General features: G+C 65.6%; 18 protein-coding genes. All 18 read right to left on the reverse strand.

Annotated elements, in window-relative coordinates; genetic code table 11:
- Positions 1-118: 118 nt before the first annotated feature.
- Complete coding sequence (locus TACI_RS00150) at positions 119-3,202, reverse strand: efflux RND transporter permease subunit (protein WP_012868786.1); 3,084 nt, start codon at positions 3,200-3,202, stop codon at positions 119-121.
- The gene (locus TACI_RS00155) at positions 3,202-4,380 is read right to left on the reverse strand and encodes an efflux RND transporter periplasmic adaptor subunit (protein ID WP_012868787.1); all 1,179 of its coding nucleotides are present in this window, start codon (positions 4,378-4,380) and stop codon (positions 3,202-3,204) included. The genes TACI_RS00150 and TACI_RS00155 overlap by 1 nt, the downstream gene beginning before the upstream one ends.
- A gap of 135 nt (positions 4,381-4,515) precedes the next feature.
- Entirely contained in the window at positions 4,516-5,220 is a 705-nt protein-coding gene (locus tag TACI_RS00160) for an RsiV family protein (RefSeq protein ID WP_164925058.1), read from the reverse strand.
- A 5-nt stretch (positions 5,221-5,225) separates the two neighbouring features.
- Positions 5,226-6,500 (reverse strand): histidinol dehydrogenase, encoded by a 1,275-nt coding sequence (gene hisD / locus TACI_RS00165; RefSeq protein ID WP_012868789.1) that lies wholly within the window; start codon positions 6,498-6,500, stop codon positions 5,226-5,228.
- Positions 6,501-6,542: 42 nt separating this feature from the next.
- Positions 6,543-7,469, reverse strand: coding sequence for a carbohydrate kinase family protein (locus tag TACI_RS00170; protein ID WP_012868790.1), 927 nt, complete (start codon positions 7,467-7,469; stop codon positions 6,543-6,545).
- 1 nt (position 7,470) lies between these two features.
- Entirely contained in the window at positions 7,471-8,031 is a 561-nt protein-coding gene (locus TACI_RS00175) for a DsbA family oxidoreductase (RefSeq protein WP_012868791.1), read from the reverse strand.
- A gap of 584 nt (positions 8,032-8,615) precedes the next feature.
- The gene (locus TACI_RS00180) at positions 8,616-9,761 is read right to left on the reverse strand and encodes a glycosyltransferase family 4 protein (RefSeq protein ID WP_012868792.1); all 1,146 of its coding nucleotides are present in this window, start codon (positions 9,759-9,761) and stop codon (positions 8,616-8,618) included.
- A 57-nt stretch (positions 9,762-9,818) separates the two neighbouring features.
- Complete coding sequence (locus TACI_RS00185; protein WP_012868793.1) at positions 9,819-10,958, reverse strand: DegT/DnrJ/EryC1/StrS family aminotransferase; 1,140 nt, start codon at positions 10,956-10,958, stop codon at positions 9,819-9,821.
- Entirely contained in the window at positions 10,951-11,583 is a 633-nt protein-coding gene (locus TACI_RS00190; protein WP_012868794.1) for a sugar transferase, read from the reverse strand. Before TACI_RS00190 ends, TACI_RS00185 begins: the two co-directional genes overlap by 8 nt.
- A gap of 3 nt (positions 11,584-11,586) precedes the next feature.
- The gene (locus tag TACI_RS00195) at positions 11,587-13,449 is read right to left on the reverse strand and encodes a polysaccharide biosynthesis protein (protein WP_012868795.1); all 1,863 of its coding nucleotides are present in this window, start codon (positions 13,447-13,449) and stop codon (positions 11,587-11,589) included.
- Positions 13,446-14,195: an acyltransferase gene (locus tag TACI_RS00200; RefSeq protein ID WP_012868796.1), complete on the reverse strand. Its 750-nt coding sequence runs from the start codon at positions 14,193-14,195 to the stop codon at positions 13,446-13,448. Before TACI_RS00200 ends, TACI_RS00195 begins: the two co-directional genes overlap by 4 nt.
- Before the next feature lie 2 nt (positions 14,196-14,197).
- Entirely contained in the window at positions 14,198-15,187 is a 990-nt protein-coding gene (hemB, locus tag TACI_RS00205) for a porphobilinogen synthase (protein ID WP_012868797.1), read from the reverse strand.
- A gap of 1 nt (position 15,188) precedes the next feature.
- A complete protein-coding gene (gene hemL, locus TACI_RS00210) occupies positions 15,189-16,484 on the reverse strand; it encodes a glutamate-1-semialdehyde 2,1-aminomutase (protein ID WP_242601160.1) in 1,296 nt (431 codons plus the stop codon).
- A 6-nt stretch (positions 16,485-16,490) separates the two neighbouring features.
- Entirely contained in the window at positions 16,491-17,975 is a 1,485-nt protein-coding gene (cobA, locus tag TACI_RS00215) for a uroporphyrinogen-III C-methyltransferase (protein WP_012868799.1), read from the reverse strand.
- Entirely contained in the window at positions 17,972-18,895 is a 924-nt protein-coding gene (gene hemC / locus TACI_RS00220) for a hydroxymethylbilane synthase (RefSeq protein ID WP_012868800.1), read from the reverse strand. The genes cobA and hemC overlap by 4 nt, the downstream gene beginning before the upstream one ends.
- Positions 18,892-19,353 carry a precorrin-2 dehydrogenase/sirohydrochlorin ferrochelatase family protein gene (locus tag TACI_RS00225; RefSeq protein ID WP_012868801.1) on the reverse strand — a complete coding sequence of 154 codons (462 nt, stop codon included), beginning with the start codon at positions 19,351-19,353 and terminating at the stop codon, positions 18,892-18,894. Before TACI_RS00225 ends, hemC begins: the two co-directional genes overlap by 4 nt.
- On the reverse strand, positions 19,350-20,213 hold the full coding sequence (locus TACI_RS00230) for a glutamyl-tRNA reductase (RefSeq protein WP_012868802.1): 864 nt from the start codon (positions 20,211-20,213) through the stop codon (positions 19,350-19,352). Before TACI_RS00230 ends, TACI_RS00225 begins: the two co-directional genes overlap by 4 nt.
- Positions 20,210-21,076 carry a hypothetical protein gene (locus tag TACI_RS00235; protein ID WP_242601115.1) on the reverse strand — a complete coding sequence of 289 codons (867 nt, stop codon included), beginning with the start codon at positions 21,074-21,076 and terminating at the stop codon, positions 20,210-20,212. The genes TACI_RS00230 and TACI_RS00235 overlap by 4 nt, the downstream gene beginning before the upstream one ends.
- Positions 21,077-21,090: the final 14 nt, after the last annotated feature.

The following is a 21,090-nucleotide window of genomic DNA, read 5'->3' on the forward strand; positions in this document are numbered from 1 at the left end:
AAATTGTTGCACTTTCCCCCAAATGAAGGTGTTTGAGGTGGATGCTTAGATAGAAAACGAGGCGAGAGAGGACATGCCCATCCTCTCTCGCCCCTATAAAGAAGGCGCCCCTTTCGCCTCATCCCTTCCCCCCATCCCCTCCCCGGCGGGACTTCCACTCCAGGTGAACTATGTAGAGGAGGGGAATCACGAACAGGGCCAGCAGCCCCGACATTGCCACCCCACCGGCGGAGGCGATGCCTATGCCGGTGGTGAACTCGCTGCCCATCCCACGGGACAGCGCCAGGGGCATCATCCCAAGCACCGCCGCCAGCGTGACCATCAACACTGGGCGGAACGACTCCTTGAGCGCCATGAGCATCAGCTCCGCACTGTCCAGCCCAGGCCTTTGGGCCCTCAGAGACCTGAACTGGTCCACCACCAGGATGGCGTTGTTGACCACGATGCCTATCAGCATCACCGCCCCGAGAAGCACGAAGATGTTCATCCCCGTTGATGTTAGCCACAGGGCCCAGAATACCCCCACCATCCCCAGGGGAACAGTGGTGAGGATCAACACCGGCCACTTGAAGGACTCCAGTATGGCCGACAGCGTGAGGAACGTGAGGATCACCGACAGAACCCCCGCCTCCAGGAACGCCTGGTTGGCGTCCGCCATCCGCTCGTAGTCCCCCCGGAACTTCACCGTGTAGCCTGGGGGCAACAGGTTCTCCCGCTTCACCATGTCCTCCACGTCCTCCACCGCGGTGCCCAGCGGATACCCAGGGGAGAGGCTGGCGAACAGCTTGCTGGTCCTCATCTTGTCTGACCTGTAAACCTTGATGGGGGACAGGCCCTGGCTCACTTGGGCTACCGAAGCCAACGGCACCGTGGAACCCCCGGGCCCGGGCAGCTGGAAGCTGGCCACCCGCTGGGTTCCGGACACCTCCTGGAACTTGACCCGGATGTCGTAGTTCTTGTCCAGGGTCTTGAAGACCGCCGCCTTCTGCCCCTCCAGGTTGTTCCTCAACATGCCCCCTATGGCCAGGGGGGGCACCCCCAGGTCCGCCAGCACCGCCCTGTTGGGCCGCACCAGCAACTCCCGCTTGCCCTCCCTCACCGAGGTGTCCACGTCGAAGAAGCCCCCCTTCTCCTGGACCCGACGCTGAACTTCAAGGGCTATCCGGTCCAGCTGCTCGAAGTCGTCCCCCATTATGTCCATCTGGATGGGCACGTTCTGCCCCCCTATGAATGAAGGTATGCTTACCGACACCTTGGCCCCCGGGAAGTCCCTCATGCGCCGCCGAGCCTCCTCCACCAGCTGGAAGATGCTCTCCCGTCTCTCGGTCTTGTCGGAGAAATTGAGCAGCAGCTGCGCTAGGTACACCCCCTCCTCGTTCTCCCCGATGCCTTCCACGGTGCCCACGGTGGAGAACACGTGCCTCAGGTGAGGAAGGTCCCTGAGCCGCTCCTCCGCCTCTCTCACCCCCTGGACCGTGGCGTCCAGGTTCTGGCGGGTTGGGAACTCCAGCTTCACGTAAACGTTCCCCTTGTCCACGTCGGGGGCGAAGTTGAACCCTATCCTCTTGGGCAACGTCATGGCGTGCAGGAAGAGCACCAGCACCAGGACCAGTACCCCGGTGGCCCGGGCCCGGCTGGACACCAGGTGCCGCACCGCCCCCACGTACCTATCCGATAGCCGGTCCAGCCACCGGTTGAACCGCTCCTCCAGCCTCTCCAGCCTCCCGCCGGAGGTCACCTTGAGGAGGTACGCGGATAGGATGGGGGTCAGTGTGAATGATATGAAGATGGACATGGCGTTCACCGTCAGGGACGTGATAGCGAAGGGGCGGAAGAAGAGCCCCACCATGCTGCCCATGAGCCCTATGGGTAGCAACACCACCACGTTGGTGCCCGCGCTGGCCAGCACCGCCAGGGCCACCTCCGACGTGCCCTCCAGGGCGGCCCTCTTGGGGTCCCCGTGCTCCTTCAGCTTGGACAGCACCCGCTCCAGCACCACCAGGCTGTTGGACACCAAAATCCCCACCGACAGCCCCAGGGCCAGCAGGGTGGAGGTGTTCAGCGTGTAGCCCATGAGCTGCATGAAGAACAGGGACATGATTATGGTGAGGGGCATGGTGACCGACACCACCAGGGTGGACCGCAGGTTGTACAGGAAGAAGAAGAGGATGCCGGCGGTGAGGACTATCCCCTGGACTATGCTGGAGATGGTGTTCCGCACCGAGGAGCGGATGTAGGTCCCCTCATCGGTGACCCATACCAGCCTCATCCCCCCGGGGAGCTCCCCCTTAAGGGACTCGAAGGTCCTCATCACCCGGTCCACCAACTCCACCGCGTTGGCGTCCGCCTTCTTGACGATCCGGATGCCCACCGCCTGACGGCCGTCCAGGAAGACCGCCTGACGCCTCTCCGCGGTGTCGAACCGGATTTGGGCCACGTCCCTCAGGTACACCCTGGCCCCGTTCCGGGCCGCTATGGGCATCATGGCCAGGTCCTGGACGCTCCGGTAGTCCCCGTCGAACCGGACGGACCACTCGTCCTCCCCGTCCTTGATCCGCCCGGAAGGTATGGTCCGGACCCCCTCCGCCAGGGCCCGGGTCACCTGGCTGGAGGTGAGCCCCCGCTCCGCCAGCCGGAAAGGGTCCAGTAGCACGTGGAGCTCCCGCTTGGAGCCCCCGGTGAGCCTCACCTCCGCCACCCCCGGAATGGTTGAGAACCGGTCCTTGAGCCGGGAGTCCGCGTAGTCGTACAGCTCGTCCAGCCTCATGTCCCCCACCAGCGCCATGGTGATGATGGGGGAGGCGTTGATGTCGAACTTCTGGATTATGGGCTTCTCCACCCCCTCGGGCAGGTCCGGCACGATGGGGTCGATCTTCTCCCGGACGTCGTTGGCCGCCACGTTGACGTCGGTGCCCAGCTCGAACTCCAGGCTCACCACCGCCACGTTCTCCATGCAGGTGGACTTTATGTGCTTTATCCCGTCCACGGAGGAGACCGCGTCCTCGATCTTCTTGGCCACGTCGGTTTCTATATCCCGGGGGGAGGCGCCGGGCCAGATGGCGACCACCGTGACGTACGGCACGTCCGCCTTGGGCATCAGCTCCAGCCCCATCTTCCGGTAGGCGTTGATCCCCAGTAGCGACAGGGCGATCAGCAGACACCCCATGGCGATGGGGCGCCTCAGGGAGGCCCGGTGAAGCATCACTTGGACCTCCTCACTACCTTGACCTTGGACCCCTGATCCAGCATCTGGGCCCCGTCCACCACCACCAGGTCCCCGGCCTTCACGTCCCCGGAGACCAGCTCCACGTGTCCGTCGGTGGACAGGCCGGTGACCACCCGCACCATCCGGGCCACGTCACCGCTCACCGTGTAGATCACGTCCCCCTCCTCCCGGTGGACCACCGACCTTCTGGGGATACCCAGGGACCTGCTGCTACCCAGCAGGAACCGGAGCTCCGCCATGGCGCCGGGCACCTTGGAGGGGCCCCCCTCCGCAAGACACCGGACCTCGAAGGACCGGGATGTGGGATCCACCACCGGGCTCTTGATCTTTACGGTGAGCACCTCCACCGGGGCCCCCGACGAGTCCAGCAGCTCAACCCGGGTCACCCCGGGCACCACCTTGGGGTACATCTCCGATGGCAGGTACGCCAGAACCTCCACCTGGGAGGGATCGTCTATCCGGAGAACCGGCACCCCCGCCCGGCCCATCTCCCCGGGCTCCATCAGGCGGCGGCTCACCATCCCGTCCATGGGGGAGACCACCGTGGTGTCTGAAAGGTTCTTCCTGGCTATGTTAAGCGCCCCCTGGGCCTTCCTCAGAGAAGCCTGGGCGGAGTTGAGCATGCTCTGGGCGGAGGCGTACATGGCCTTCGCTTGCCTATATCGGGTGGATACATCGTCGAACATGCTCTGGCTTATGGCCCCCTCGTCCAGCAACTCCCGGAAGCGCTTCAGGTCCAGCTCCACCCGCTCCAGCTCCGCCCGGGCCCGGATCACCGCATGGGTCCGCTCCTCCACCGCGAAGCTGGCGGCGTCCACGTCCCGCTGGGCGATCCGGTACGCCTCCTCCTGCCGCACGTTGTCGGTCCTGAACAGGGGCTGACCACGACGCACCCGGTCCCCCTCCCGGACGTACACCTCCAGGATGGTACCGTCCGCCTTGGGCGTAACCGCCGCGAACCGAAGGGCCCGGATGGTCCCCTGGGTGGAGAAGTCCTCCCGAAAGTCCATGGGCCCCACCTCCCGAACCGACACCGGCTGGGCCTTGCCCACCGTCTCCTCGTCGGGAGGGGAGAAGTGCCTCAGCCCCCAAAACACCCCAAGGGCCGCCAGCACCGCCAGGGCCCCCAACCGCCAGTCTGCCTTTATCCTCATCCGGATCCCCCTTCTGGTGAACCTGCAAATTCCAGACCGTACGGTCGGTATCTTATGGTCAAAGACTCCCCATGTCAACTTCCAATGGAAAGGGGGCCGGGGACCCAGCCCCGACCCCCGGACTGCCAAGGTGGTTCAGTGGAACCGCACCGCCGCCTCCCGGGCCAGGTGTCTCAGCTCCCGCAGTGGGATCTCGAAGGCCACCACCCCCACGTACCCGGGGGTGAACCGGTACCTCTCCCAGTAGATCACCAGCCGGTCCCTGGAGAGATAGAAGCTGTCCTTGTACTCCTCTGCGGAGGGGATGTCCTGGTCCTGGTTGATCTCCAGCTTCCCCGATCCGATCCGGTCCATGGCCATCCTCCCCACCCGGTCCTGGACCAACTGCTTCCACTGGGGCAGGAAGAGCCGGTCCAGCGTCACCGCCTCCCCAGTGGAGGCGTCGTAGGTGCGCCCCACGAGGCCCGAGTCCGGGTGGGCCATGTTGGGAAGGCTCACGAACTGCTCAGCGGTGAAGCTGAAGAGGTTCCCCCGGCGGAACGTGACCCTAACCCTCCTCTCGCACCGGTAGAGCTTCGGATCCCCCCTGTCCCCTGCCTCCCTGGCCAGGGCCTCCATTTGGCGGAGGACCCTCACAGCCTCCTCCTTGAAGGCCCGGTTCATCCGAAGCAGCACCTTGGGATCCCCCCCGGTCTCCACCCGGGGGTACTGGACCGATATCCTTAGGTCCCCCAGGGTCCTTCGCAGGGTCACCACCGACACCCTGGGAGCCCCCAGGGCGGAGGCGCAGAGGAGCAGCACCAGCACAGATGCCAGTGACACCGCCTTGAGGGTCCTCATCCCCATCACCCCTTCCGGGATCTCGCAAGCGCCGCCCCCCGGTGGGCCATGAGCCCCTCCGCCTGGGCCAGGAGGGCGGAGACCCGGGCCAGTTCCCGGGCCCCCTCCCGGGTCACCCGCTGGGAGGTCAGCACCTTGAGGAACGTTCCAACCCATAGCCCACCGGTGTACCGGGATGCCCCGGCGGTGGGCAACGTGTGGTTGCTCCCCGAGGCGTAGTCCCCGAAGACCTCCGCGGAGTGCTCCCCGATGAAAAGGGCTCCGTAGTTCCGAAGGCGCGGTATCCACCGGTCCGGGTCCTGGACCATCAGCTCCAGGTGCTCCGGTGCCATCCGGTTGGAAAACTCCACCGCCTCGTCCATCCCCTCCGCCGCCAGCACCTCCCCGTGGTCCTCCCAGGAGGACCGGGCCACCGGGGAGGTCACTATCTCCCCCAGTATGGTCTCCACCCGGTCCATCACCTGCCGGGCCAGGGCAGGGGAGGTGGTCACCAGCACCCCCTTGGCGTCCGGGTCGTGCTCCGCCTGGGCCAGGAGGTCCCAGGCGATGAAGTCCGGATCCCCCTCCTGGGCGATTATGAGCACCTCGCTGGGGCCCGCCACGAAGTCGATGCCCACCTTGCCGAAGCACTGCCGTTTGGCCTCGGTGACGTACTTGTTGCCCGGGCCAACGATCACGTCCACCGGCGGGATCGACTCGGTCCCGTGGGCCATGGCGGCCACCGCGTAGGCCCCCCCGGCGGCGTACACCTCCGTTACCCCCAGCTCGTAGAGGGTCCCCAGGACCGACGGATCCGGGGAGTTGGTGCCGCGCCTCACGGGGGTGCAGGCGCATATGCGGCCCACCCCAGCTACCCGGGCGGGCACCGCCAGCATCACCGCGGTGGAGATAAGGGGGTACGAGCCCCCGGGGATGTAGATGCCGCAGGAGTCCACCGGAACAACTCGGTGACCCAGGTACACCCCATCCCGGACCTCCGATTCCTCCAGGGGCATCAGGGCCCCCTTCTGTCGCTGGGCGAAGGTCTCCACGTTGGAGGCCGCATACCGGACCGCCTCCAGAAGCTCCGGATCCATGGACCGGTGGGCCCGCTGGAGCTCCTCCACGGGCACCAGGATGCTGTCCCGGGAGGATCTGTCGTGTAGTCGGGAGCCCTCCAGCACCGCCCGGTCCCCGTGGAGCACCACCCAGTCGATTATCCGCCGCACCTCATGGCTCACCCCGTACAGGTCCGAGCTGGAGGCCCGGTCCTTCACCCTTGGAGATTTCAACACCTTCATGGGGGTTTTTCACATCCCTTCGGTGGATATCGTGTGGATAAGTCACGTCCTCCCCGGGGAGGGTTGGGAGACGAGCAGTCCCTCCACCTGCTGTCTGGCGGGGAAGGCGTTCAGGGTGCCCTCCCGGGTGCAGGCCAGGGCCCCGGCGGCACAGCCGAACCGGACCGCCTCCTCCATGTCCATCCCCTCCGAGAGGGCCACCGTCACCCCGGCGGCGAAGGCGTCCCCCGCGCCGTCGTGATCCACAGTGTCCACCCGGAAGGCCTGGAACGACCGGGGCCTGGATCCCCTGGAGTAGAGGATGGCCCCCAGGGGCCCCAGGTGGGCTGCCACCGCCTGGACCCCCAGGTCCATGAGCCTCCCCGCCCCCTCGTCCGGGTCGTCCTTGCCGGTTATGCGGGCCATCTCCTCCGCGTTGGGCAGCACTACCTGGGTCAAGCTCCAGATCTCCGGCGGCAGGTTCCCGGTGGCGGGGTAGGGGTCCAGGAGCACCACCGCCCCCGCCCGCCTAGCGCACCGCATCCCCTCCATCACCGCCTCAACCGGCAGCTCCAGCTGAAAGAGGGCGCAGGCCACCCCCTGGAATGTCTTGGATGCCTCCAAAACGTGCTGGGAGGTGAGCATAGCGCACGCCCCCGGGTAGACCACCCTGCTCTGTCCCCCGAAGGCCATGCGAAGGGTCACCTCCCGCATGGTCTGGGCCCCCCGGATGACCTTGGAGGAGCGCATGTTGACCCGCTGGTCCTGCATGTCCTCCAGAACTGCCCGCTCGGAGCCGTCGCTGCCCACCGCGGATATGAGGCTCACCTGCCCCCTGAGCCTGGAGCAGGCCGCCGCCTGCCTGGCCCCCCGGCCGGAGGTTCGCTCCTCGAAGCTATCGGCCAGCACCGGGTGGTTCACGTTGGGATGGTGCGCCACCTTGAGTAGCATCTCCCGGCCGGAGGCGCCCATCACCACTATCCGCGGCACCTCAGATCCCCCGTCCCCTCATGAACTCCGCCAGGTCCTTCATTACGAAGCTGGTCCGCCAGGAGAGCACCACCCGGTCCCCCTCTACGAAGGAGGGCACCACCTCCACCCCGATGGCCTCCGCCCGCACGTCCAACTGCCCCAGCCGCTCCATGAGGGCCACGTCCTCGAAGGCCTGGGAGGGATCCGGCAGCCCCCCTTCAGCGTAGAGGGCGCACAGCTCCCTGGGGTCCCCTATGTCCCGCCCCTGGGCGAAGAACCCGAGGAACGTGGCCTTCAACGCCTCCCTGGATAGCCCCCGCTGGTCCGCCCAAAGGTACGCCAATAGCGCCCGCCGGGTATTGGGGATGATCTCCAGCTCCGCGAAGGGGACCTCCGCGTCGGAGCCAAGGCGCCTAAGCTCGTCCAGCAATGGCCAGCGCCTCCTGAGCCCCCCCTGGGGCACGTCGGGCCTTATCATCCAGGGGGACCATTTGAGGTCCCCCTCCAGCATGCCGAGCCTGCCCAGGAAGCTCCAGACAAGGTAACAGTACGGGCACGCGAAGTCGAAGAAAACCTCCACCCCAACCGCCCCCTCGCTCCAGTGTTTAGCCTATCATACTATCACCAAAACCCAGGGGCGCAAGGGTGGGGGCAATGTGGGGCCCAATATCTCCCCGATAAAGCGGTCTCAGCGGGGGAAAACGGATTTTTCGCCTTCTACCGCTACTTCTTCGGCGAACACCATCCATAGGGGAGCGCGGAACCTTGCGATGCGGGAAAAGCTATAGTAGCGCTTGAGCTGGTATATGTATATGCAAAGGCAGAAGTAAGGAAATGTCCGCCGGTGCCTGGCTGGAGGCGGTGTTGCTTTTTACCGGATCCAGGTGGTCCTTCCCCCAGGGCGGGTGACCTTATCAAAACTACTCACATCTGGACAGCGGTAGATATGGCTACGCGATGACGCTATGCATGTGAGACATCTCTCGGGCTCTTTAAGGGGGTGAGTAAATCTTAACTTACCCCCAGAGGGTTGCAATCGTCAAGAGCAGGATGAAGAAAAAACTTGTATCTGTGTACGGGATCCATACTGGGACTGGTGCCCCTATGGCCAGTAGATAGTATCCCAAGCGCCAAGGGGTTAGACACGGCGAGCTTAATTGCTAGCTAAGCGATGACTCCCATTACCTCCATTATCCGCCGGTTGGCTGACCGCATGTCGAACCGCTCCTCCGCCATCCGGCGGCTCTCGAGCCCCATCCGGACTATGAGCTCCGGCTCCATCACGAACCTCTCCATGGCCTCCGCCAGGGCCGCCACGTCCCTGGGGGGCACCAGGAACCCGTTCACCCGGTCCTCCACCGTGTCCCTGCAGCCCACCGAGTCGGTGGTGATAACCGGCCGCCCCATGGCCATGGCCTCCTGGGTACTTCTGGGCACTCCCTCCCGGTAGTAGGAGGGGAGGACGAAAACGCTGGTCCTCTCTAGCCAGGGCTTAACGTCCACCATGCCGGGCCAGCAGACGGTGCCGTCCTCCACATAGGGTTTTATGTCCATGGCGGAGAGGGTGCCGGGGTTGTCAAACAGGGGACCCAAAAGGTTGAACCTAACCTCCGGGTGACGGCTCTTTACAATCCGAGCCGCTTCAAGGTACTCCATTACCCCCTTCTCGCGAAGGATGCGACCAACCATGGTGAAGGTGATCGGGTTTAGGTGGGGTTCCCGCATGGGCCAATCTTCGAGGGGGATCCCTATGGGGCCCAGAAGGTACGCCTTGGATTCATCTAGGCCACATAGGTTAGTTAAATCTCTAAGGTCGTCCTGGTTTAACAGCACCACCCGGTGTGCCGATGCGAAGGCCAGGCGGTAGAGCATCCGGAGGATCCATCGCAGAAGACCACGATTAACCCCCCCTCCGGGGGAGTCGGTGAATGCATAGCCCATCCCCTCCACCATGGCTACCCGGCGGGGAACCCGGGCCATTCGGGCAGCTACCATGCCCCAAACGTTGGTCTTTGCTCCAAAGGAAAACACAACCTGGGGTTTGGAGTTGCGGAAGTGACGGTACAGGTGCCAAAGGGTTCTTATGTCCCACAGGGGGTTTATGCCGGTTCTCTGGAGGGGGAACGTAAGACCCCGGGCCCCAGCACTGCGCAGAATTTCAAGCTGCTCTCCTGGCCAGTCAGGGGATAGAACCTCTACGGAACAGCCGTTAGCCACCAGGTCCCTTATGAGTGGTAGTCGAAAGTTAACCACCGGCCATGACATATTGGCCGCCAGTATCACCTTGACACCCTGGGAGTTAGATCGCAAAAGGCACACCTCCTGTCCGGTCCATTCTGGTGAACAGCGTTTCACCGGCTGGTTACGCTAAGCCCCCATGGCCTCTCGGATGATCTGGATAACCAGGTCCTGCTGATCCTCCCGGAGGGACGATCCGGAGGGAAGGCACAGTCCCCGCTGGAAAAGCCGGTCCGATACGCTGTAACCCTCCCGGTGGGGAAAGTAAGCCTTACCCCGGTACAATGGCTGAAGATGCATGGGCTTCCAAGCCGGCCGAGACTCCACGTGCCGCTCCTCCAGACGCTTCATTAACTCAAGGGGAGTAACCGGGGATTCCTCCCCCAGCTGGATCACCGTGAGCCACCGGTTGCTCCTGCCGTAGGGCGCCTCGGGCATGAAGCTCAGCCCCGGCAGATCCCCAAGCCCCTCAACGTACCGGTCGAAAATCCGACGGCGGCACGCCACCCGGTCCTCTATGACCTTCAGCTGCCCTCGGCCTATGGCGGCCAGAATGTTGCTTAGACGATAATTGTAACCCACCTGACGGTGCTCGTACCAGGGAACCTTCTCCCTGGCCTGGGTGGAAAGGAATCGGCCCCTCTCCAAATCATCTGCCCGATCCGAAACCAGCATTCCACCGCCTCCGCAGGTTATTATCTTGTTCCCGTTGAATGAGAGCACTCCGAACTCCCCAAGCGTGCCGCATCTGCGATCCCCGTAAGTGGCGCCTAAGGCCTCCGCAGCGTCCTCCAACACCGGGATATCCCAAAGGTCGCAGATCTCCCTTATCCGACGGTAGTCCGCACTATGACCGTACAGGTCCACCGGGATAACCGCCTTGGGCCGCCGACCCTGGGCATGGAGCCAGCGAATTGCCCGTTCCAGTGCCTCGGGCGACATGTTCCAGGTCTCCTCGTCGGAGTCCACGAAGATCGGCTCCGCCCCAAGGTAAACCACGGGATTAACGCTGGCAGCGAAGGTCAAGGTAGAGCAGATCACCGGGTCACCGGGGCCTACCCCCAGCAACACCAACCCCAGGTGGACCGCTGCGGTACCGGACGAGAGAGCAAGGGCACCTTTGACGCCTAGATACTCACACATCTCTGCCTCAAATGCGTCCACGTGGGGGCCCAAGGGGGTCACCCAGTTGCTTTCGAAAGCCTCCTTAACCAGCGCCAGCTCCTCCCCGGTCATGTGGGGAGGCGACAGGTGTATCCGCTCAACCATTCTCGCTTCCTCCTCCCGAAACTCCGCTGCCCCGGAACCTCTCCACCGTGGCTTGCCCCTCCTGGGAGATGCCCTCCCGCCGGATGACCTTACAGACCGTCATGGCCAGGATCTTGAGGTCCAGCGTCAGCGACAGGTTGTCTACGTACCAGACGTCCAGCCGGAACCGCTCCTCCCACGGGAGGGCGTTTCGTCCCATCACCTGCGCAATGCCGGTTATACCCGGGCGAACCTGATGACGCCTCATCTGCTCCGGGGTGTAGAGATCTAGATACTCCATCAGAAGCGGCCTGGGGCCGACTAGGCTCATTTCCCCCTTGAGAACGTTGAAGAGCTCCGGAAGCTCATCCAGGCTGGTGGACCTGAGGAAAACGCCGAAGGGGGTCAGCCTGTCCCGATCTGGTAGAGGGGCCCCGTCGCTCCCATGGAGGTCCCTCATGGTCCTGAACTTGTACAGGGTGAAGGGCTTGCCCTCAAGGCCGGGACGCACCTGCCTGAAGATCACTGGTGATCCCAGCTTGATCCTGACCAGCAGGCCCACCAGCAACATCAAGGGCCAAAGAAGGAGCAGCCCCAGGGAGGCCAGCAGCAGATCCATAAGCCTCTTGCCAAACCGGAGGTACACCCCTCAATCCCCCCCGGGGCCAATGCCCTCCAAACGGCTGGTCGGGATCGCCTCCGACAGGATCCGCCTTATGGCTTCCTGGTCCCCAACCTCCGCAGCAAAGCTGAGACGTTGGATGACCTGGTCCAGCTCCAGACCCATATGCTCCGTCCTGGCCACGAAGATCTTACTGTGCCGGCTGGCCTCGGTTCCCTCCTCGGCGGTCAAGAGCTCCTCGTACAGCTTCTCTCCCGGGCGACGGCCGGTGAACTCTATACGGATGTCCCTATCGGGCTCCAAGCCCGATAGGCGGATCAGGTCCCTCGCCATGTCCACGATCCTCACCGGTTCCCCCATGTCCAACACGAACACCGCCCCGTTCATCCCCATGCCCCCCGCCTGAAGCACCAGCTGCGCCGCCTCCGGGATGGTCATAAAGTAGCGTACCATCTCCGGATCGGTAACCGTAACCGGTCCTCCGCGTCGGATCTGCTCCTTGAACAGGGGGACCACGCTCCCTCGACTGCCCAGCACGTTGCCGAACCGAACCGACACGTAAGCTCCGCCCGGAGGCACCCGGTCCGCCACCCGGCGTACCACCATCTCCGCCAGCCGCTTGGATGCTCCCATCACCGACGTTGGGTTCACCGCCTTGTCGGTGGATATGTTGACCAGGGTTGATACACCAGCCTCAATGCAACACTCCACCACGTTCAGCGTCCCCAGCACGTTGTTCTTTACCGCCTCCTCCGGGTGTTCCTCCATCATGGGAACGTGCTTGTGGGCCGCCGCGTGAAACACCACCGATGGACGGTAACGGGCTATAACCCTTCCGAGTCTGGTCCTGTCCCTCACGTCCGCAACTACGGTGACGAAGGGAGGCACCGGGTCCATCCCCTTTAGCTCCATCTCAAGTTGGTGCAGGCTGTTCTCCCCTCGACCGAGGAGCACCAGGAGCGACGGACCGAAGGGGATCGCTTGTCGGACCAACTCGCTTCCTATCGATCCTCCTGCGCCGGTTATCATAACCCGCTGACCTCGCAGGTAGCTGCCGATCTCATCCAGGTCCAGCCGCACCGCCTCACGGCGAAGCAGGTCCTCCACCTCCACGTCCCTCACCAGGTCCAGGGAGACCCGGCCGGAGAGGACCTCCGCTATGGCGGGGATTATCCTGGCCCGGACCCGCCTGGATGAGGCCTGCTCCATGACGAGCCTCACCGCCGAACCCGGGGCGGATGGCATCGCGATCAAAACCTCGCTGGCCCCGAACCGGTCCAGCACCTCCCCAAGCTGGTCCAGCGTCCCCGCCACAGGCACGCCCAGGATGGTCATCTTCAGCTTCGCCGGGTCATCGTCCAGAAAGGCCGCTACCCTCATGCCGCAGGACCGGTTTCTCTGGATCTCCCGGGCCAACGACGTGCCTGCGGATCCCGCTCCGGCTATGACCACCGGCCTGAGGTGGGACCCGCTATGCCCCTCCCGTTCGTGAAAACCCCGGGCCAGAAGCCTAATGCCCCCCCACAAGAGGAGAGTGATGGCCCCGTCAATGAAGGGTATCCCCCGGGGGAGGGGCATGTTTGCGGGGCCCAGTACGAAGCCCACCCCGGACATGATCACCACGAAGGCGACCATGACCTTCAGAAGCTGGATCAGATCCGGCACCGAGGAGTTCCGCCAGGACTGGCGCCATGTGCCCAACCAAAGGATCAGACCCAGCTTAGTGGCCGTCGCCAGGATAGAGTAGGGGACCAGCGATGGGGCGAAATTGACCGGCAGCGGCAGATCCAGCCTGAGGACGAAGGTTGCGAGGGACGAAACGAGAGCACAGGCCACATCCAGCAGGATCTTGCGAACCGCCGACGTGTGGGCGGGGAGCGATTTCTTCATTGATCGTACATCTTCCTCCTCATCAGCAGCTGCTCGGTGGGGACCGGCCTAAGCAGCCGGGCGGGGACTCCCGCCACGATCACCCCGGCGGGAACGTCCCGAGTGACCACGCTGCCCGCTCCCACCAGGGCGTCCTCGCCGATCTGAACGCCGGGAAGGAGTGTGGCGTTGCCGCCTATCCGAGCCCCCCTAAGCAGCGTTGGGCCCCCGCTGGACCTGCTCCGATCCCGGGTCTCCCCGAGAAGATTGTCGTTGGTGAACGTAACCTCCGGGGCGATGAAGCAGTGGTCCCCTATGTTGGAAAGGGCAGTAACGTAGGCCTCCGCCTCGATCTTGACCTTCCGACCGATGGTTACCTTATTTTCTATTGTAACCCCCCGGCAGATCACCGTCATCTCCCCGATGGTCACGTCCTCCCGGACGCTAACCAGGTCCCCTATCTGGACCAGCTGGTTTATCAGGGCACCCCGGTAGATGACGCACAGAGAACCGATGGTCACGTTGGGGGCCACCACCAGGGGGGGCAACTCCCTGGGGGTCCCCCCATCGGCGGGGGCGGTACGCCCCAGCACCGTGTTGGACCCTATACGGCACCCGGGGCCTATCCTGACCCCCCTATGGATCACCACGTTGTGTCCTATACTCACGTTGGGACCTATCAGCACGTCTTCTTCGATTACCACCCCGAAGCCCATGACCACGCTGTCGTCCACGGTGGAGCGCGGATCCACGTAACGGCCCTCCATCTTCACACCCCCAGTAGCCGTCTCACCCTCCGGGCCAGGTCCACCGCCCCGTAGGTTATGATCACCGAACAGCCCGCTCGCTTGACGCAAAGGTGATACTCCAGGTAAGCATCCTCCCTAAGCAACCCCGCCGATATGGCACCGGCCAGCATGGAGTGCTCGCCGCTAACCACGTAGCCCCCCAGGGGTAACCGGGCCTCCTCCCGCAGGTCCCTCACCACGTCCAGCGACGTCCCCGCGGGCTTCACGATCAACAGATCCGCCCCCTCATCCTGGTCCATCAGGGCGTCCCTTATCGCCTCAAGCCGGTTCTCTACCGGCAGTTGGTGGCTCCTCCGGTCCCCGAAGGCGGGGGTACTCTCCGCCGCATCCCTGAAGGGACCGTAGAAGGCGGAGGCAAACTTGGCAGCGTAGCTCCATACACCAACGTCCGAGAACCCCGATCCATCCAGCTCCTGTCTGATTACGGAAACCCTACCGTCCATCATATCCGACGGGGCCACCGCGTGAGCCCCAGCCTCCGCATGGCTCAGCGCCACTGAAGCCAGCCTCTTCAAGGTGAGGTCGTTATCGATATTGCCTTCCTTAATAATACCGCAATGGCCGTGGGACGTGTACTCGCATAGGCAAACGTCCCCCACCAGGTACGCCTCCGGGTACCGGTCCCGGAGAAGCCTCAGGGCCCGTTGGACCGGCTGGTCAAGTCGGTCCGCGGACGTTCCGTCCGGGTCCTTGTAGGAGGGGATGCCGAACAGCAGGAAGCATCGGACACCCGCTTCCATAGCTTCTTCCACCGGCTTCCCCAGCCGATCTACGCTCCATCGCTGAACCCCCGGCATGGAGGACACCGGCTCCTCCACGGATTCGCCGGGCACCACAAAGAGGGGAAGCACCAGGTTGGAGGGGGTGATCACCGTTTCCATGAGGGCCTGGCGGATGGTGGGGTAGAGTCTGTTGCGCCGGCACCTCGATTGAGGGAAGGAGCCCGTCATCCTACATCATCCCCTTTAAGGCCCTGAAGGCCTCGGCGAAGGCCCGTCCAGTTTGCTCCAGGTCCTCCGTCCCGTGGGCCAGAGATACGAAGAAGGTCTCGAAGGCGCTGGGGGGCAGGTATACCCCCTGGTCCAACATGAGGTGGAACAGCCTGGGATACAGGTCCACCCGGGTGGCCTTAACCTCCTCCAGGTTCCGGGGAACCGGGCCCAGGAAGAGCCCAAGGGCGGATCCCAGCCGGGTTACCGACCCGGGGATTCCTGCGGACCGGGCGGCCTCCAGTATGGCCCCCTCCAGATAGGCCCCCTTCTCCTCCAGCTCGACGTAAGCTCGGTCCGTGAGGCACCTTAGGGTGGCGATGCCGCAGGCCATGGCCACCGGATTACCCGACAGGGTCCCCGCCTGGTAGACCGGCCCCAGGGGGGACAGGTGCTCCATCACGTCCCTCCGGCCCCCGAAGGCCCCCACCGGCATGCCGCCCCCTATCACCTTGCCGAGGCACGTGATGTCCGGCCGGATCCCCAGAAGGCCCTGCACGCCCCCCTGGGGCACCCGGAAGCCGGTTATCACCTCGTCGAAGATCAGAAGCGCCCCATCCTCCAAGGTCACCTCCCGGAGCCCCTCAAGGAACCCCTCCACCGGGGGCACCAGCCCCATGTTGCCCCCCCAGGGCTCCACCAGGACCCCCGCTATCTGCCCCCCGAAACGACGGAACGCCTCCCGGGCGGCGGAGATGTCGTTGTAGGGGAGCACCAGCGTCTGGGCCCCGCAGGCCCGGGTGACCCCCGGGGACGAGGGGGTGCCGAAGGTGAGGGCCCCGCTACCGGCGGACACCAGAAGGGAGTCCCCGTGGCCGTGGTAGCAGCCTGCGAACTTGACGATCAGATCCCTGCGGGTGAAACCCCGGGCGAGCCGCACCGCCCCCATGACCGCCTCGGTGCCGGAGGAGGTGAACCGGATCAGGTCCATGGAGGGGAACTTGGCCTTGATCATCTCCGCCAGATCTGCCTCCAGCGGAGAGCAGGCCCCGAATGTGAGCGCCGCATCCACCGCCCGGTGCACCGCCTCCAGGACCTCCGGATGCCCGTGACCTAAGATCATGGGCCCCCAGCTCATCACGTGATCCACGTAGCGGTTGCCCTCCACGTCGTAAAGGTGACATCCCCTGGCACGCTCAAAGAACCTGGGCGTCCCACCCACCGCCCCGAAGGCCCGAACCGGGCTGTTGACCCCCCCGACCAAGCTCCGCTGGGCACGCTCGAAACACTCCAGATTGCTCTTGCCGGACGACATCATCAAGAATCATCCCCTTCCACGATGCTTAGGGGGATGCTCGCTCCCCCTTATCTCCAACAGGGCCGATACCAGACCATCAAGGTCCTGGGAGGCCATGACGACCCCCCGGCGGCGGAAGAGCTCCCCACACCGCTTGGCGCACTCCTCACCCCACGCCACCGGCACCGCCCCGGCGGGAAGGGGGCCGAACTCATCCGCAAAGGCCTCCGCCAGGGCGGCGCTGCCGAACACCACCGCATGGGGCCTCGTGTCCTGCCAGTGCTCCAGTATCAGCTCCCGCCAGGGCAGACCACGGGGGACCATCTCGTAAATGGGCAGCTCCAAAGCCAGGGCACCAGCCCGGCGGACCGCCTCCACCGGCAGGGGGGAGCACCGCCGGTTCCGAAGGAACAGGATCCTCTCCCCGGGGCGCACGCAGGACACCAAAAGCTCCGCCAAGGACCGGCTGTCCGCCCGCTCCGGCATAAGGTCCACCCCTATGCCCATCTCCTCCAGGGACCTGCGGGTCCCCTCTCCGATGGCCACGGTCCGGCACCGGAGGAGCCTAAGGTCCATCACCAGGTCCCTGAAGACCTTGGGCCCCCTTGGGCTGGTGAAGACCACCGTGTCCGCCCCCTCCAGGGATGCAAGCAGCTCCTCCCGGGAGGCGGTGGGCCTCACCTCCAGCAACGGGAGGGTGAACGCATCCGCCCCCAGGGCCTCCAGCCGCCGGGCGGTCTGGTACCCCTCCGGCATGGGCCGGCAGACCGCCACGGTGAGCCCCTTGAGTGGCAGCTCCGCGGGGGTGAGCCTCACTCGGGCGGAACCACCGATCATCACCACCGATGGGCTCCGGACCTGGGACGCCCAGCCCCCTCGGGCCCCCTCCCCGGCGGTGCCCCCCACGACGTAGCTCCTGCCCCAGCCCCCCCAGGTCACCGCCACGCACGGCTCGTTCTCCGGAAGCCCCAGGGATATTAGGCGCCCCAGGTTCTCTGGCAGGTTCGATGCGGACATGTACAGCACCCGGCTTCCATCGAACCGGGCCAGGGACCCCCAGTAGGACTCGGAGGGGGCCTCCAGGTGGCCGGTGGCAAGGCACACCGCCGATGCGGCCCCCCGGTGGGTAACCGGGATCCCCTCCTTCAGCAGGCCCCCCAGGGCGGCGGTCACCCCCGGGACCGCCCGCCAGGGTATCCCGTGACGGTCCAGCTCCTGGGCCTCCTCGCCCCCCCGGCCGAACACGAAGGGGTCCCCCCCCTTGAGGCGCACCACGTGGGGGTGGTCCGCCGCCAGCTCCACCAGCAGGCGGTTTATCTCCTCCTGGGACATGGTGTGGTCCGAGCCCCGCTTCCCCGCCTGGATGAACAGGGCCCCGGGGGGGCAGAGGAGAAGCAGGTCCGGGTGGATCAGCCGGTCGTAGACCACCGCCGATGCGGACCCCAGGGCCTCCGCCCCCTCCTGGGTTAGCCACCGGGGGGAGGCACAGCCGCCCCCTGTCAGCCATATCATGGGCCGCACACCTCCCGGGCGGCGGACCCGGCGGAGAGGACCTCCGGCGATCCGGAGATCTCCCTGAACGCCGCCTCCCCCAGGGCGTATGCGTCCTCCTCCCCCCAGGGTACGCAGGACACCTCCGCCTCCGCGGCGGAGGTGCCGTTGGGGGAGAGTACCTGAACCTTGAGGGTCAGGGTGTCCCGGTCCATCACCGCCGAGGCGGCCACCGGGGCGGAGCAGCCCATCCCGAAGGCCTTCAGGAACGACCGCTCCGCCAGCACCTCCAGCCAGGTGGACCGATGGGTCAGCCGGGCCCCCAGGAGGTGTAGCTCCGATCCCTCCCGGGCCTCCAGCGCCACCGCCCCCTGGCCGGGGGAGGTGATGAAGGGAAGTTCCGCCATGGGGGCCCTTATCCCAAGCCGCTCCAGCCCCGCCCGGGCCAGCACGATCCCGTGAAAGAGCCCCTGCTCCAGCTTCCTCAGCCGGGAGTGCACGTTGCCCCGGCAACACTCCACGTTCAGATCCCCCCTTAGCATCCTCACCTGGGCTGCCCTCCGGATGCTGGAGGTGCCGATCACCGCCCCGGAAGGCAGCTCCTCCAGGCTCAGCCCCTCCCGGGTCACCAGCACGTCCCCCCTGGGCCCCCGCTCCAGCACGCCGGCTATCACCAGCCCATCCGGCTGCACTGAGGGCACGTCCTTTAGGCTGTGCACCGCCCCGTGGCCCTGCCCCGACAGGAGTCGGTCCTCCAGGGCCTTCACGAAGGCCCCGAAGCCTCCGAAGCAGGCCAGGTGACGGCGACGGTCCCGGTCCCCGTGGGTGCTCACGTCCAGCAGCCTCACCGAGTGCCCAAGGGACTCTATCCTGTCCTTCCACATCCTGGCCTGGGCCATGGCCAGGGGGCTGGAGCGGGTCAACAGATCGAACCGGGTCATCGCCTGAGCCTCTTCCCCTCCAGGAAGGCCCGGATCAGGCCCTTGAGCTTCGCCGCCCCGGCGGGGTCCGTGCCGCCGCTGGAGATCCCAACCCGGAAGTTGCCGTGGCTCCACTGGGCCGCCAGCGCGAAGTCCCCCATATCAGGAAGGGAGCAGCAGCACACCAGACACCGGGTCCCCTCCCGCATCCTGAGGGCCTCCAACGTGGCCTCCGGCGGCAGGGCCAGAACAGCGAAGCGGAAGCGCTCGAAGTCCCCCCTCTGGACCCCTCTCTCCTCGGCGGTCACTATGTCCTTGCCGATCAGCTCCCGAAGCTCCGGACAGAACTCCAGGGACACCAACGTCACCGACGCCCCCCCGTCCAGGAGGCTACAGGTCTTCCTGTATCCCACGGGACCGCCCCCAACCACCAGAATGGGCTCGTCCCTCCTCAAGGCCACCATGGGGCCGAAACTCATACCGCTATCCCTCCGGTCTTGGAGCCCCCTCCCAGGATCTCCGGGAATCGGCCCAGCATCTCCTCCCAAACCACCAGCGCCGCCTCCGACGCCGCCTCCTCCATCGCCGCCAGCTCCTGCCGGTAGGACCGTAGGGCCCCACGGCTGGCCTCCGCTATCTCCCCGATGCCCACGTACCTATAGCCCTCCCCGGGGCCGCACTGGGGAGGGCTGCCCAGGTCCACCACCCAGATCCCGCTACCCCGCAGATCCTTGGGCTCCACAACGAACCGGTCCGCCCCGGTGCAGAGGAATAGCCCCTGGATGCCTCGAAGGGCCCCGCCGGAGAGGAACTCCCCCCAGCCCACCCATGGAAGCCCCGGCGGGGGAGGGGAGGAGCGGGAGGTGCAGGTGACGTGACAACCCAAGTAGGATAGCACCTTGGCGGCCTCCCGTCCCATCTCACCCATGCCCGCCACCAGGACCCGCAGTCGGGGAAAGCCTGGGTGATCCTTGAGTGCCGAGGCGGCCAGGTAGGGGATGGAGGGGGCCCGGCCGGGGTGCTTGGTCCCCCTTATCAGCCGGGCGGCCCGGAAGCTGCGCTGGAAGAGCCGGTGGAGCACCGGACCGCAGGAGGCATGTTGCTCCCGGTAGCACCGCTTCACCTGGTTAACTATGTGGAACTCACCGACCGCGAAGCTCTCGAGCCCCAGGAGCACTCGGATCAGGTGCATCGCCGCCTTGGGGCCCGTGAACTCCGCCCCGTCCGGATTTTCGCATAGGGCGTACCACTCGTCCCTCCAGCAGGTCTTGAGGTTCAGCGCCTCCAGGGCCCCATCGGGCCTCCTGGGCCATACCCCCAGCGCAAGGGGCCCGGTCACCGGCTCCACCCCCACCAGAGGAGAACCAGGCCGATCGACAGGGCCTCGAAGAGGAGCAGGGTACCCAGGTGCCAGATCCCAAGGGGACGAAGCACCTCCCCGGGGAAGATCCCAACCCAGTAGCCCACGTTCTGTCTAAGCACCCGGGTGAAGGTGCCCAGGGCGTTGCCCATGAGTAGCGCCAGGAGGGCCCCGGGCAGGGACAGGGAGCCCGCCTCCAGCGCCCCCTTGGCGGAGGCCAGCGAGGCGGTGCTGTGGGCCAGGGCGGAGGTGACCACCGTGAGGCCCGAGGGGGATACGAGCCATCTGAGGTTGTCCAGGGCCCAGGCCTCCACCGCCGGCATGGCCCAGTAGGTTACCCCAAAGAAGATCCAGGCCAGGGGAAGGGACCTGAGGCCCTGACGGAGGAACCGTCCCTCCGACGCCGTGGCGGTCCTGCCCTCCGCTGGGTCATCAACCGCCGGCGAGCTGCCCCCGGAGCCCCGGCGCCGCAGCAGGTGAAGGCACAGGAGGAACCGGGCGGCGCTCCGGAAGATCAACACCGATGAGTAGAGTACCCCCAGGGGCCCCGCCAGGGCGGCCGCCATGGGGGCGGTGACCAGCCAGCGCTTCACGTAGGCGGGGAACGCCAGGCACAGGGTGCCGAACACCGCGTCCTCCTGGGTTATCTCCCCCCTGGAGTGGGCGGAGGCCAGCATCGCGGCCCCAACCCGGGGGCTTGCCACCGAAACGGTCATGGCGCTGATGGCCTGGGGGTTCACCTTCAGGCGGCGAACCAGCCTCTCCACCGGCCGGAAGACCCGGTCCGTGACCCGGTACCTCACCATCAGCTCCCCCGCCAGGGCCCCCGCTATCAGGCTCAACGTTAGCCTCGCCT

The sequence above is a fragment of the Thermanaerovibrio acidaminovorans DSM 6589 genome (genome assembly GCF_000024905.1).
GTDB classification, from domain to species: domain Bacteria; phylum Synergistota; class Synergistia; order Synergistales; family Synergistaceae; genus Thermanaerovibrio; species Thermanaerovibrio acidaminovorans.

What these genes read in the sequence shown, in the direction of transcription:
- TACI_RS00150 (WP_012868786.1), bottom strand. Translation starts at nt 3,202, where the DNA reads ATGCTTCACCGGGCCTCCCTGAGGCGCCCCATCGCCATGGGGTGTCTG.
- TACI_RS00155 (WP_012868787.1), bottom strand. Translation starts at nt 4,380, where the DNA reads ATGAGGATAAAGGCAGACTGGCGGTTGGGGGCCCTGGCGGTGCTGGCG.
- TACI_RS00160 (WP_164925058.1), bottom strand. Translation starts at nt 5,220, where the DNA reads ATGAGGACCCTCAAGGCGGTGTCACTGGCATCTGTGCTGGTGCTGCTC.
- hisD (WP_012868789.1), bottom strand. Translation starts at nt 6,500, where the DNA reads ATGAAGGTGTTGAAATCTCCAAGGGTGAAGGACCGGGCCTCCAGCTCG.
- TACI_RS00185 (WP_012868793.1), bottom strand. Translation starts at nt 10,958, where the DNA reads ATGGTTGAGCGGATACACCTGTCGCCTCCCCACATGACCGGGGAGGAG.
- TACI_RS00195 (WP_012868795.1), bottom strand. Translation starts at nt 13,449, where the DNA reads ATGAAGAAATCGCTCCCCGCCCACACGTCGGCGGTTCGCAAGATCCTG.
- TACI_RS00200 (WP_012868796.1), bottom strand. Translation starts at nt 14,195, where the DNA reads ATGGAGGGCCGTTACGTGGATCCGCGCTCCACCGTGGACGACAGCGTG.
- hemB (WP_012868797.1), bottom strand. Translation starts at nt 15,187, where the DNA reads ATGACGGGCTCCTTCCCTCAATCGAGGTGCCGGCGCAACAGACTCTAC.
- hemL (WP_242601160.1), bottom strand. Translation starts at nt 16,484, where the DNA reads ATGATGTCGTCCGGCAAGAGCAATCTGGAGTGTTTCGAGCGTGCCCAG.
- cobA (WP_012868799.1), bottom strand. Translation starts at nt 17,975, where the DNA reads ATGATATGGCTGACAGGGGGCGGCTGTGCCTCCCCCCGGTGGCTAACC.
- hemC (WP_012868800.1), bottom strand. Translation starts at nt 18,895, where the DNA reads ATGACCCGGTTCGATCTGTTGACCCGCTCCAGCCCCCTGGCCATGGCC.
- TACI_RS00225 (WP_012868801.1), bottom strand. Translation starts at nt 19,353, where the DNA reads ATGAGTTTCGGCCCCATGGTGGCCTTGAGGAGGGACGAGCCCATTCTG.